Below are 12,643 nucleotides of genomic sequence, written 5' to 3' on the forward strand. Positions count from 1 at the left end.
GCCGGCGCCGCCGCGGGAAGCCCCCTGCCGCGGCCACCTTGCTTGTTTCTCGCTTGCCGAATGTTACCTGGGGTTGTGGGGGGGGGGGGGGGGGGGGGGGCCCCCCCCCCCCCCCCCGACGTCGTTTCAGCCGCGGGGCAGTCCGAGCACCTGCGTGGCGATGATGTTGCGCTGGATCTCCGACGTGCCGCCCGCGATCGTCCCCGAGAAGCTGCGGGAGAAGCGCTCGAACCAGCTCGCGAAGTAGTGGTCGAGATTCATGTGCTCGTAGCGGCCGGTGGTCGAGGGATGCACCAGCCCGTCGGCCCCGGCGGCGGTCAGCGCGATGTCGGCGGCCCGCATCTCGGCCTCCGATCCGAACAGCTTGAGCACCGACACCGATGCGGTGTCCGACTCCCCGCGGGCGGCACGGGCCAGGCCGGCCGACCCCATCGCCCGCAGCGCCTGATAGTCCATGATCATCGACGCGTACTGGTCGCGCTCGATCTCGGTGTGCGGTTGGAAGTCGGCGATCATGTTGTCGATCCGGTCGGCGAAGCCGAGCCACATCATGGTGCGCTCGTGGCCGAGTGATCCGTTGGCCACCTTCCAGCCGCCGTTCAGGGGTCCGACGAGGTTCTCCGCGGGCACCCGCACATCGGTGAAGAACACCTCGTTGAAGTCCTTGTTCTCCTCCCCGCACAGGTCGGCGAACGGCCGGCAGACGACGCCGGGCAGGTCGGTCGGGATGATCAGCACGCTGATCCCCTTGTGCTTGGGCGCGTCGGGGTCGGTGCGCACGAAGGTGAGCAGGAAGTCGGCGTCGTGGGCGCCGGAGGTCCACACCTTCTGTCCGTTGACCACGAAGTCGTCGCCGTCGCGCACGGCCCGGGTGCGCAGCGACGCCAGGTCCGAGCCCGCGCTGGGCTCGCTCATCCCGAGCGACGCGGTGATCTCACCCTTGAGCACCGGCACCGCCCAGCGCTGCTTGTGCTCGTCGGATCCGAACGAGATCAGCGACGCCGCAACGATGTTCACGCCCTGCGGGTTGAAGCTGTGGTAGATGCGGCGCCGGCAGAGCTCGTCGAGATGGACGAACGTCTGCAGCACCGACGCATTGCGGCCGCCGAACTCCGGCGGCTGCGCGGGCAGCAGCCATCCGTTGTCGAACAGCAACCGCTGCCAGTCGCGGGCCCACTGCGGCATGTGCGACACCGAGCGCGGCCGCTCGAGCGTGTCGGCCTCGTCGGGCAGGTGCTCGTCGAGGAAGGCCGAGAACTCGGCCCGGAACTCCTCGACATCGGCGTCGAATGTCAGCTGCATCTAGAAACCCCTGTACTCCTCGGCGATCCGGGCCCGGTGCTCGGCGGCGCCGCCGAGCAGCAGCTCACCGGCCTTCGCCCGCTTCAGCGCGAACTGCAGGTCGTTCTCCCAGGTGAAGCCCATGGCGCCGAACAGTTGCAGGCCATGCCGGAACACGATTGACTGACACTCACCCGCTGAGGCCTTGGCCATCGCCGCCGCCATCCGGCGGCGCGGGTCGTCGGCCGCGATGGTCAGCGCGGCGAAATACGACAGCGCCCGGGCACGTTCGATGGCGACGTGCATGTCGACCGCCTTGTGCTGAACGGCTTGGAACGAACCGATGGGCACCCCGAACTGGTGACGCTGCTTGGCGTGGTCGAGCGCCAGGTCCAGGATCCGCTGACAGGCGCCGACCATCGTGATCGCCATGCCGGTCAGCGCGAGGTGGTGCGCCTTCTCCGCGTCGACGTGCACCCGGGCGGCGTCGGAGACCCGCACTCCGGGAAACGACACCTCGGCCACGTGCAACACCGGGTCGAACACCGGGCTCCGGCGCGACGACACCTCTGCGGCGTCGACGAGGAACACGCCCGCCTCGGTGACCACGGCCAGGCGGTCGGCGCGGTCACCGTCGACGACGTTGCGGGCGATGCCGTCGAGCACCCAGCCCTCGGCGTCGCGGTGGGCGCTCACTCCGGAGTAGACCGCGGCGCCCGCCTGCTGTGGGTCGTACCGGTCGGCGGCCAACGGCGCGTACTGCGTCAGCGTCGCGAGAAAAGGCGTCGGGTCGGTGGCGCGGCCCAGCTCCTCGCAGACGATGGCGAGTTCGACGGTGTTCTCCTGGTCCGTCAGCTCGGTCCAGCCCGCGTCGACGTAGAGCTTCCACAGCGGGGTGGGATCACCCTCGGGTGAGTCAGGGTCTTCGGCCACGCTGCGGACCAACGAGGGTGGGCACTGTTTGGTCACCGCGTCGCGCACGGTCTCCTGCCACAGCCGCTGATCGGCATCGAACTCGAGTAGCATCCGGCGCCTCCTGGTGCGATGTCACGACCTTAGGAGAATAGCATTCTCGTAACGTGTCGCCGGGTTCTCCCGTAACGGTCATGAGATTACCTAAGCAGTCTGCTGGGCGACTGACCAGCAGGCACGCTCACCTGCACAGATACGGGTATCCGGCAAGAGAACAGAATTCTTGCCTTTGAAGAACTAGCATTTACACTGGGGGCAGGTCCGGCTCTGCCGCGCGCCGTCTTCGACGGCTGCGCAGCCCGCGCGAACCGGACGAACACGGAGGTCAGCCTTGGTCATGGAGCACCCCGACGGGAGCCGTACACCCGTCATCGATGCGAGCGTGCACATCTTCTGCAAGTCGAACAAGGACCTGCGGCAGAACTTCCTGCGGGAGCCGTTCCGCAGCCGGGGTTTTCCCGACTACGAGATGGATTGGTACGGCGCTCCCGGTGGCGAATACGCCAAGGGCACCACGGGTCCCGACAAGCAGTACCCCGGCTCGGACCCGGACATCGTCGCGCGGCACCTGTTCGACGAGCGTGGCGTCGACGTGGCGATCCTGCACCCGATGGGCCGCGGCATCATGCCGGACCGCCACCTCGGGTCCGCGCTGGCCGCCGGGCACAACGAGATGATGGTGACGCGCTGGCTGGACGACAGCGCACACGGCGAGCGATTCCGGGGCACCATCCGGGTCAATCCCGACGACATCACCGGTGCGCTGCGCGAGATCGCCAAGTACAAGGACCACCCTCGGGTGGTGCAGATCGGCGTGCCGCTGCAGTCACGCGAGTTGTACGGCAAGCCGCAGTTCTGGCCGCTGTGGGAGGCGGCCGTCGACGCCGGACTGCCGGTAGCCGTGCACTTCGAGGTCGGCTCGGGGGTGATGCTGCCGCCCACCCCGAACGGCATCACCCGGACCTACGAGCAGTTCGTCGGCTTCACGGCGCTGAACTTCCTCTATCACCTGATGAACATGATCGCCGAGGGGGTGTTCGAGCGCATGCCCGCGCTGAAGTTCGTCTGGGCCGACGGCGCCGCGGACATGCTGACGCCGTTCATGTGGCGGATGGACTGTTTCGGCAGGCCCCACCTCGAGCAGACGCCGTGGGCGCCGAGGATGCCGAGCGACTACCTGCCCGGCCACACCTACTTCATCCAGGGTGCGCTCGACGGCCCGGGCGACGTCGGCTTCGCCGGTGAGTGGGCGGGCTTCACCGGCAAGGACGACATGGTGATGTACGGGTCGAGCTATCCGCACTGGCAGCTCAACGACCTGTCGGTGCCCAGCGCATACAGCGCCGAGCAGCGCGACAAGTTGTGCTGGCGCAATGCCGCGGAGCTGTACGGCATCGAAATTCCTGTCATCGCATCCGCAAGTGCTGCACAGTAGAGGTAGAAGAGGAGCGATCATGACAACGATCCCGTCCGTCACAGCCAATCCGAGGATTCCCGCTGCCGAACGCATCGCGGTCCGGTGCGTCGACTCCGACGTCCACCCCGCACCCCGTACCGGCGAGCTGGGTCAGTACATCCCCGAGCCGTGGCGCAGCCGCTACTTCGGCTCCCACAAGGTCGGCGACCAGATCTACTACGACGCCCCCGACTACGCGCACTCCTACGCGATGCGCGTCGACGCCTTCCCCGCCGATGGTGAATTCCCCTGCAGCGATCCGGATCTCGCGTTCAAGCAGCTGATCATGGAGGCGGGCGCGGACATCGCGATCCTGGAGCCCGCCGCATATCCTGCGCGGATCCCCGAGGCGAACCACGCGATGAACTGCGCGCTCAACGACTGGCAGGACAAGCACTGGCTCGACAGCCACAACAACTGGCACGAACGCTGGCGCGGGTCGATCTGCCTGGCCATCGAGGAGCCCGAGCGCAGCGTCGAGGAGATCGAGCGCTGGGCCGGCCATCCCTTCATGGCGCAGATCCTGATCAAGGCCGAGCCGCGCCCGTCATGGGGCAACCCGAAGTACGACCCGATCTGGGCCGCGGCCACCAAACACGACATCACCGTGAGCTGCCACCTGTCGCGCAGCCACTACGACGAGTTGCCCATGCCGCCGGTCGGACTTCCCAGCTACAACCACGACTTCATGGTCACCTACTCGCTGCTGGCGGCGAACCAGGTGATGAGCCTGATCTTCGACGGCACGTTCGACCGGCATCCCAACCTCCGGATCGTCTTCGTCGAGCACGCATTCACCTGGATCCTGCCGCTGATGTGGCGGATGGACGCGATTTACGAGGCCCGCAAGTCCTGGCTGGACATCAAGCGCAAGCCGAGCGAGTACGTCAAGGACCACATCAAGTTCACCACCCAGCCGCTGGATTATCCCGAGGACAAGACGGAACTCACCCGGGCCTTCGAGTGGATGGAATGCGAGAAGATCCTGCTGTTCTCCAGTGACTACCCGCACTGGACGTTCGACGACCCGCGCTGGCTGGTCAAGCACCTGCCCGAGCACGCCCGTGAGGCGATCATGTTCCGCAACGGCATCGCGACATACCACCTCCCCGAGACCGTCCCGGCGCTCGAGGGACAGGTCCGGGTCTTCTGACCTATGACCGAGCAGAGCGAGGCGCCCCGCCCGCCGGCGGGGCGCGAACCCCGGCTCGCACAGGGGCGTGAACACGTCGTCGCCACGGTCGACGAGATCCCCTCGGGCACACACAAACTGGTACCCATCGGCAGGCACGGTGTCGGGGTGTACAACGTCAACGGCACCTTCTATGCCATCGCGAACTACTGTCCACATGAGGGCGGTCCGTTGTGTTCGGGGCGGGCGCGCGGGCTGAACGTCGCCGACGACAGTGTCCCCGGTGACGCGGTGATGGTGCGCGACAAGGAGTTCATCTTCTGTCCCTGGCACCAGTGGGGTTTCGAGCTCGCCACCGGTACCACCGCGGTCAAGCCGGAGTGGAGCATCCGCACCTACCCGGTCCGGGTCGTCGGCAACGACGTCCTCGTGCAGGCCTGACGCGGTCCTCACGCCCAGAAATCGGAGAGAAGTTGCCCAACAAGAAGATCGAGATCAACGGCGGTAACGTCGTGTACGAAATCCTGGGCAAGGAGGGCGAATTCATCGTCCTCACCCCCGGCGGCCGGTTCAGCAAGGACATCCCCGGCCTCAAGCCGCTGGCCAAGAAACTGGTCGAGGGCGGCTACCGGGTGCTGCTGTGGGACAGGCCCAACTGCGGCAAGTCCGACGTGCAGTTCTACGGTCAGAGCGAATCGCACATGCGGGCCGACACACTGCGAGCGCTGATCGACGCGCTGGAGATCGGGCCGTGCATCCTCGCAGGCGGTTCCGGCGGTGCGCGCGACTCGATGCTGACCACGATGCTCTACCCCGAACTGGTGAAGAAGCTGGTGGTGTGGAACATCGTCGGCGGTGTCTACGGCTCCTTCGTGCTCGGCTCCTACTACATCGTGCCGAGCATCCTCGCCGTCCGCGGCACCGGGATGGCCGGTGTCGCCGGAGTGTCGGAGTGGCGGGAACGCATCGCGGAGAACCCCGACAACCACGACCGCCTGCTCGCCCTGGACCCGGACCAGTTCCTCAAGCTGATGCTGCGCTGGCTCAACGCCTTCGTGCCCAAGCCCGGCCAGACGATCCCCGGCGTGGAGGACGAGATGTTCGACAACATCACGGTGCCCACACTGATCATCCGCGGCGGCGAGAACGACCTCGACCATCCCAAGCGGACGTCACTGGAGGTGAGCTGCCTGATCAAGGGCTCGACCCTGATCGATCCGCCGTGGCCGGAGGACGCCTGGGAGCGCGCGAGCGAGAAGCGGGCACAGGGGAAGGTGAAGCGCTTCAACATGTTCGACACGTGGGTGCAGGCGGCTCCGGCGATCCTGGACTTCCTGAGTTCATCTCCGGTCGGCCGGAGATGACCACTCGTCAGCGCGTGACGATGCGCACCTCGCAGTTGAGCGAGGCCTCGAGCGCCGTGTGGACCCGGCTCTCCGGCACCCGCTCGAGGTCCCCCTTGGCCAGAGTCACCTGCACGACGTCCCACCCCTCGTCCCCCGGCGTGCGCTCGATCGCCCCGGTCAAGCCGAAGCCGGCGAGCACACCGACGGCGTCGTCATCGGTGCCCCGGCTGATGAACGTCACCACGCCGGGTGTCGGTTCCGTGCCGAACGCGGTGACGCACAGGCCCACCGCCGTGCGCATCACTTCTTCGGCAGCACTGGCGAGCATCAGCACCTCGACCTCACGGCGGGCAGGCGGCAGCGCCGCGAGGTCGTCGGCCAGCACCTCCGCGCCGACGTCGGCCGCCAGCCTGCGCAGCTCCGTCACCCCGTCGCGCAGTTGCTCGGCACCGAGCTCCCCGGACGGGTCGACACCGACACGCACCACCGCGGTTCTCATGTCCGCCAGCCTATCCACGGGCAGTGACGGGAGGCAGTCATGAACACCACCGCCGCGACACCCGAACTCACCGTCGCGGGCTGGCCCGGCACCGTCGCCCGGCTGCTGCGCGACGACGTGGGTTCCGGCACCGAGGATCTCGCGGCCTATACGGCCCTGGGCGGGTATCAGCCATTGGCGGACCCCGACGGCCTGCTCGACGTCATCGACCTGTCCGGTCTGCTGGGCCGCGGCGGCGCCGCGTTCCCGCTCGCGGTCAAGCTCCGCACCGTGCGCGACAACGGCCGCCGCGCAGGCGGCGCCATCATCATCGCCAACGGCGAAGAGGGCGAGCCCGCGTCGGTCAAGGACCGCTGGCTGCTGCGGCACCGGCCACACCTGGTGCTCGACGGCCTGCGGTTGGCCGCCCGGATCGTCGGCGCCGACCGGGCCTATCTGTACATCTCGGACGGTCGCGCCGCCGAGGTCGCCGCAGGCGCGCTGGCCGAACTCGGCGATCGCTCCGACGGACCGCCCGTCTCCGTCGTGACCGTGGCGGCGGGCTATGTGGCCGGCGAGGAGACCGCCGCGGTGCGCGTCCTCAACGGCGGGCCCGCCAAACCGAGCGACAAGCCGCCTCGGCCGTTCGAACAGGGAGTGGCCGGGCTGCCGACGGCCGTCAGCAATGTCGAGACCCTGGCCAATCTGCCATTCCTGCTGCGGCACGGTTCGGAGGCGTTCCGGTCCGCGGGGACGTCCACCTCGCCCGGCACCTTCCTGGCGACGGTCACCGGTGGCGGCAGGCCGGCGGCGTTGTACGAATTGCCGCACGGCACAGCGTTCACCGACCTGCTCGACGTGTACGGCGTGCCCGCGGACGACGTGCGTGGCGTGCTGATGGGCGGCTACTTCACCGGCCTGATGAACCGTGACGTGCTCGACACCACGCTCGACCACGAGACGATGCAGCGGGTGGGCAGCGGCCTGGGCTGCGGCGCGGTGTCGTTGATCACCGACGAGTGCCCGATCGCGGTCGCGGCCTCGGTCATGTCGTACTTCGACCGGGAGAACGCCGGTCAGTGCGGCTCGTGCTTCAACGGGACCGCGGCGATGGCCGCCGTCACCGGTGCGCTGCGCGACGGCGCGGCGACCACGGAAGACCTGGCGCGCCTGGAACGCTGGTCGGTGGTGCTGCGCGGACGCGGCGCCTGCGCGACCCTGGACGCCGCGACGAACGTGGCGGCCACGTTGTTGCGCAGCTTCCCGCAGGAGGTCGCCCGTCACCTCGAGAATTCCTGCAGCTCATGTGGTTCCACGGTGTACAACGCGATGCGGCCCTACGAGGTGGAGGCGGTGATGACACCGTGAGAGTGCGTCTCGACCGGACGATGTGCGACGGTTTCGGCGCCTGCGCGAAGCATGCCCCGGAGTACTTCTCGCTCGACGACTGGGGTTATGCGTCGCTGGTGGGAAACGGCACCGTGCCGGCGGACGATCAGCCCGCCGTCAAACGGGCACTGCTGGACTGCCCGGTGCACGCCATCATCGAGATGGCTGTGACCGATGAGCGCTCGCCGCTGCCTCCGGCAGGCGAGGGGATGCCACGTGTCGAGGAGTCCGACCCCGACCACGCCGACGTGGTGCGCGAAGCACAGATGATGCCGGGGATGTGAGATGACGGACATCCCGGGACGGCCGGTACCCCAGCTGACGGCGCAGAACGAGTTCTTCTGGACCTCGGGCGCCGACGGCGTGCTGCGTCTGCAGCAGTGCCAGGACTGCGAGTCCTACATCCATCCGCCGCAACCGATCTGCCGTTACTGCCGCAGCCGCAAGCTCGAGCCGAGCGCGGTGTCGGGGAAGGGCACGATCGCCGGGTTCACCGTCAACCACCGCTTCGGCTTCCCGGACCTGCCGCCGCCCTACGTCGTCGCCGAGGTCGCGATCCTGGAGGATCCGCGCGTCCGGCTGACCACCAACATCGTCGACGCCGATCCCGAGACGGTGGCGATCGGCCAACCGGTCGACGTGACGTTCCAGCAGGTGGCCGACGTGTGGCTGCCGGTCTTCAGGCCTGCGGCCGATGCGGGACAGCAGCCGGTGCTGCCGACGGACGAGATCGCGCCAACGGATTTCGGCAAGCACGTGCGTCCGATGTTGCGCAGCGACAAGTTCGAGGAGCACTCGGCGATCACCGGCGTTGGGGCCTCCCGGCTGGGCCGCCGGCTGATGGTGCCCCCGCTGTCGCTGACGATCGACGCCTGTGAAGCAGCCGTCGCCGACGCCGGCCTGACCTTCGACGACATCGACGGGCTGTCCACCTATCCCGGTCTGGACATCGCGGGGATGGGCGAGGGTGGCGTCAACGCGCTGGAGGGCGCACTCGGTTTGCGGCCCACATGGATCAACGGCGGAATGGACACGTTCGGCCCCGGCGGCTCGGTGATCGCGGCGATGATGGCCGTCGCCACCGGCATGGCGCGCCACGTGCTGTGCTTCCGGACACTGTGGGAAGCGACGTTTGGTCAGCTGATTAAGGAGGGCAGGATGTCCCCGCCCGGGGGCGCCCGCACCACCAGTTGGCAGATGCCCTTCGGAGCGACGTCAGCGGCACACACGTTGGCGCAGAACGCACATCGGCACTTCGACCGCTTCGGCACCACCCGCGAGACGCTCGGCTGGATCGCCCTGAACCAGCGGGCGAACGCCGGCCTGAACCCGACCGCGATCTACCGCGATCCGATGACCATGGACGACTACCTGTCGGCGCGGATGATCACCACACCGTTCGGGCTCTACGACTGCGACGTGCCGTGTGACGGCGCGGTCGCCGTGGTGGTCTCGGCTGTCGACGCGGCCCGCGACCTGGCGAAGCCGCCGGTGTACATCGAGGCGGTGGGCACGCAGATCGTCGAACGCACCGACTGGGATCAGACCACACTGACCCATGAGCCGCAGGTACTCGGTCAGGCCGCCCACCTGTGGACCCGGACGTCGTTGCGGCCCAGCGACGTCGACGTCGCCGAACTGTACGACGGTTTCAGCTTCAACTGCCTGTCGTGGTTGGAGGCGCTCGGCTTCTGCGGGATCGGCGAGGCGAAGGACTTCCTCGACGGCGGCCACAACATCGCCCGCGACGGCGTGATCCCGTTGAACACCCACGGCGGGCAGCTCTCTCACGGACGCACCCACGGCATGGGCCTGCTCCACGAGGCGGTCACCCAGCTGCGCGGTGAGGCCGGCGAGCGGCAGGTGTCCGGCGCCCGGGTGGCGGTCACCAGCAGCGGTGGCCTCACGCCCAGCGGGGTGCTGCTGCTGCGGACCGACGCGTGATGACGACGCCGCGGCCGCGGGTGGTGATGGTCGACAGCCTCGGCGACCTGGTCCCGATGTCGGCGCTGGTCGCCGAACCGGAACAGGATCCGCGGGCCGTCGTCGTCGCACTGCACGGAGGTGCGAGCACCGCGGCGTACTTCGACTGCCCCGGCCATCCCCGGTTGTCACTGTTGCGCCTCGGCGCCGCACTGGGCTTCACCATGGTGGCCCTCGACCGCCCGGGCTACGGCAGTTCGGCGGCCTACCCCGACGCGATCGCCAGGCCGGAGCAGCGGGTGGCGCTGGCCTACGGCGCGGTCGACAAGGTGCTCGGCGCCCGCCCGCGGGGAGCGGGGCTGTTCGTCCTCGCCCACTCCAACGGCTGCGAACTCGCCCTGCGGATGGCCGCGAGTGACGACCCGCGCGCCGCCGCACTGCTCGGGCTGGAGCTCGCGGGCACCGGATTGCGTTATCACGACGCGGCTCTCGACATCCTGCGGAACGCGTCGGCGACCCACCGTCCGCCCGGGCTGCGGGCACTGCTGTGGGAACCCGCCGAGCTGTATCCCGCGGACGTGCTCAGCGGCATCACGAACTCGTCGACCGGCGCGCCCTACGAAGCCGACATGGTGCGGGACTGGCCGCACCGGGACTTCCCCGCGCTGGCCGCGCAGGTGCGGGTGCCGGTGCAGTTCAGCCATGCCGATCACGAACGCGTCTGGCGGTCCGATCCCGGTGCGCTGGCCGAGATCGGTGCGGCGTTCACTGCGGCCCCGCGATTCGCCACCAGCGAAGTCGTCGACGCGGGCCACAATCTGAGCCTCGGCCTTCGCGCCGCGGCCTATCACCTCAGGGTGCTGTCGTTCGTCGAACAGTGCGTCGTCAATGTCGAGGTCGCCCGCGAAAGCCGGTCGGCAGGAATCGAAGTGGAGGCCGGCTGATGCGAGTTGGATTCATCGGGCTGGGAAGCCAGGGCGCGCCGATGGCACGGCGGATCGTCGAGGGGGGATACGAACTCACGCTGTGGGCCCGCAGGCCCGCGTCGGTGGAGCCGTTCGCCGACACCGCCGCCAAGGTCGCGGAAACCCCGGCCGAACTGGCCGCGGCCAGCGACCTGGTCTGTCTCTGCGTGGTCGGCGACGACGACGTGCGTCAGGTGCTCACCGGCGAGACCGGGGTGCTGGCCGGACTGGCGCCGGGCGCCGTCATCGCCATCCACAGCACCGTGCACCCCGACACCTGCTCCGAGATCGCCGAACTCGCCGCGCAACAGGATGTCTCGGTGCTGGACGCACCGGTCAGCGGGGGTGGCCCTGCCGCCGCCGACGGCACGCTGCTGGTGATGGTCGGTGGCGCCGAGGCCGACGTCGAGAAGGCTCGGCCGGTGTTCGCGACGTACGCCGACCCCGTCGTGCACCTCGGCCCGCTCGGCAGCGGTCAGGTCGCCAAGATCCTCAACAATTTGCTGTTCAGCGCCAACCTGGGCAGCGCCCTGAGCGCGCTGGAACTCGGCGACTCACTGGGCGTGGCCCGCGACAAGCTGTGCGAGGTGCTGGTCCGCGGCTCGGCGACCAGCAAGGCGGTCAACAGCATCTCGATGTTCGGCGGCACGGTGGAGGGACTGGCGCCCATCGCCGGGGCGCTGCTGCAGAAAGACGTCCGCCACGCGGCAAGCCTCGCCGCCGCCTCCAAGGCGGCCGAGGGATCGGTGTTCACCGCGGCCGACACCGCCCTGCAACACATGGATCACCCGCGATGACCGACGTCGGTTTCGTCGGCGCAGGCCGGATGGGCGCACCGATGGTGGCTCGTCTGGTCGCCGCGGGCCACACCGTGCGCGCGGTCGGCCGGACGGCCGAGAAGCGTTCTGCGGTGCAGGCGTTGGGCGCCACACCGGTCGACGATCCGGCGGGTGCGGCCGACGGCGCCGACGTCGTCGTCGTCTGTGTGTTCACCGACGAACAGGTCAGGCAGCTGTGCCTGGACGGCGATCTGGTCAAGGGGATGCGGTCGGGCGCAACGCTGGTCCTCCACACCACCGGCAGCCCCCGCACGGCACAGGCCATCGCGGAGCGCTTCTCCCACGTCGAGGTCGTCGACGCACCGGTCAGCGGCGGCCCGCACGACATCGCCGCGGGCTCGGTGACGCTGTTCGTCGGGGGGCCAGACGACGCAGTGGCCCGACTGACTCCGCTGCTGTCCGCCTACGGCGACCCGATCCTGCACGCGGGAGGCACGGGCGCCGGGCAGCTCGTCAAGCTGGTCAACAACACCTTGTTCGCCGCGCAGATCGGGCTCGTCCGGGAAGGCACCAGGCTGGGCGCCCGGCTGGGTGTCGGCGAGGGTCCGCTGTTGACCGCGCTGACCCACGGCAGTTCTCAGAGCCGGGTGCTGAGCATGATCGCCGCCGCCGGTTCCACCGGGGCGTTCGCGTCCGCGGTCGGGGAATTCGTCGGCAAGGACATCGCCGTCGTCCGCGACACCGTCGCCGAGCTCGGTGGCGACCTCGGGTTGCTGGACGCACTGGTGGACGCGGGAACTCGTGCGTGAGGCCGCCGGTTCGGGCGATTCGCCGGAAATAGGCGCATACTTCGATGATAATTTTGAGACTTACAGTCTCTCAGATTTCCGTAACGTGCCGGCCCTGATCTCGCCGCCGAGGA

At 68.7% G+C, this 12,643-nt stretch carries 13 protein-coding genes; 10 read left to right on the top strand and 3 right to left on the bottom strand.

The genetic code is table 11. The annotated features are described in order from the left end of the window. Positions 1 to 126 precede the first annotated feature (126 nt). Together ACPCHZ_RS26205 and ACPCHZ_RS26210 are read right to left on the bottom strand one after the other, a co-directional pair. A complete protein-coding gene (locus tag ACPCHZ_RS26205) occupies positions 127 to 1,302 on the bottom strand; it encodes an acyl-CoA dehydrogenase family protein (RefSeq protein WP_423487433.1) in 1,176 nt (391 codons plus the stop codon). Then, positions 1,303 to 2,307, bottom strand: a complete 1,005-nt coding sequence (locus ACPCHZ_RS26210) for an acyl-CoA dehydrogenase family protein (RefSeq protein WP_423487434.1) — start codon at positions 2,305 to 2,307, stop codon at positions 1,303 to 1,305. 283 nt (positions 2,308 to 2,590) lie between these two features. Between ACPCHZ_RS26210 and ACPCHZ_RS26215 the strand changes: the two genes are divergently transcribed. Genes ACPCHZ_RS26215 through ACPCHZ_RS26230 form a run of 4 tightly spaced genes read left to right on the top strand, consistent with a single transcriptional unit; the run spans position 2,591 to position 6,205 of the window. Further along, the gene (locus tag ACPCHZ_RS26215; RefSeq protein ID WP_423487435.1) at positions 2,591 to 3,688 is read left to right on the top strand and encodes an amidohydrolase family protein; all 1,098 of its coding nucleotides are present in this window, start codon (positions 2,591 to 2,593) and stop codon (positions 3,686 to 3,688) included. A 19-nt stretch (positions 3,689 to 3,707) separates the two neighbouring features. Further along, positions 3,708 to 4,862 (top strand): amidohydrolase family protein, encoded by a 1,155-nt coding sequence (locus ACPCHZ_RS26220; protein ID WP_364984558.1) that lies wholly within the window; start codon positions 3,708 to 3,710, stop codon positions 4,860 to 4,862. Between the two features lie 3 nt (positions 4,863 to 4,865). Further along, positions 4,866 to 5,282: a Rieske (2Fe-2S) protein gene (locus ACPCHZ_RS26225; protein ID WP_423487436.1), complete on the top strand. Its 417-nt coding sequence runs from the start codon at positions 4,866 to 4,868 to the stop codon at positions 5,280 to 5,282. A 32-nt stretch (positions 5,283 to 5,314) separates the two neighbouring features. After that, entirely contained in the window at positions 5,315 to 6,205 is an 891-nt protein-coding gene (locus ACPCHZ_RS26230; RefSeq protein WP_423487437.1) for an alpha/beta fold hydrolase, read from the top strand. 7 nt (positions 6,206 to 6,212) lie between these two features. On the opposite strand, the gene ACPCHZ_RS26235 is transcribed toward ACPCHZ_RS26230, so the two are convergent. Beyond that, positions 6,213 to 6,686: a hypothetical protein gene (locus tag ACPCHZ_RS26235; protein WP_423487438.1), complete on the bottom strand. Its 474-nt coding sequence runs from the start codon at positions 6,684 to 6,686 to the stop codon at positions 6,213 to 6,215. Between the two features lie 39 nt (positions 6,687 to 6,725). On the opposite strand from ACPCHZ_RS26235, the gene ACPCHZ_RS26240 reads away from it, so the two are divergent. Genes ACPCHZ_RS26240 through ACPCHZ_RS26265 form a run of 6 tightly spaced genes read left to right on the top strand, consistent with a single transcriptional unit; the run spans position 6,726 to position 12,530 of the window. Then, positions 6,726 to 8,033 (top strand): NADH-ubiquinone oxidoreductase-F iron-sulfur binding region domain-containing protein, encoded by a 1,308-nt coding sequence (locus ACPCHZ_RS26240; RefSeq protein WP_423487439.1) that lies wholly within the window; start codon positions 6,726 to 6,728, stop codon positions 8,031 to 8,033. Next, on the top strand, positions 8,030 to 8,338 hold the full coding sequence (locus ACPCHZ_RS26245; protein ID WP_423487440.1) for a ferredoxin: 309 nt from the start codon (positions 8,030 to 8,032) through the stop codon (positions 8,336 to 8,338). Before ACPCHZ_RS26240 ends, ACPCHZ_RS26245 begins: the two co-directional genes overlap by 4 nt. A gap of 1 nt (position 8,339) precedes the next feature. Continuing rightward, a complete protein-coding gene (locus ACPCHZ_RS26250) occupies positions 8,340 to 9,998 on the top strand; it encodes a thiolase C-terminal domain-containing protein (protein WP_423487441.1) in 1,659 nt (552 codons plus the stop codon). Continuing rightward, entirely contained in the window at positions 9,998 to 10,921 is a 924-nt protein-coding gene (locus tag ACPCHZ_RS26255) for an alpha/beta hydrolase (RefSeq protein ID WP_423487442.1), read from the top strand. Before ACPCHZ_RS26250 ends, ACPCHZ_RS26255 begins: the two co-directional genes overlap by 1 nt. Beyond that, entirely contained in the window at positions 10,921 to 11,739 is an 819-nt protein-coding gene (locus ACPCHZ_RS26260; RefSeq protein WP_423487443.1) for an NAD(P)-dependent oxidoreductase, read from the top strand. The genes ACPCHZ_RS26255 and ACPCHZ_RS26260 overlap by 1 nt, the downstream gene beginning before the upstream one ends. Next, positions 11,736 to 12,530: an NAD(P)-dependent oxidoreductase gene (locus tag ACPCHZ_RS26265; protein ID WP_423487444.1), complete on the top strand. Its 795-nt coding sequence runs from the start codon at positions 11,736 to 11,738 to the stop codon at positions 12,528 to 12,530. The genes ACPCHZ_RS26260 and ACPCHZ_RS26265 overlap by 4 nt, the downstream gene beginning before the upstream one ends. The last annotated feature ends 113 nt before the right edge of the window (positions 12,531 to 12,643 follow it).

The organism is Mycobacterium sp. NPDC050041 (assembly GCF_049541695.1).
In the GTDB taxonomy this organism is placed as follows: domain Bacteria; phylum Actinomycetota; class Actinomycetes; order Mycobacteriales; family Mycobacteriaceae; genus Mycobacterium.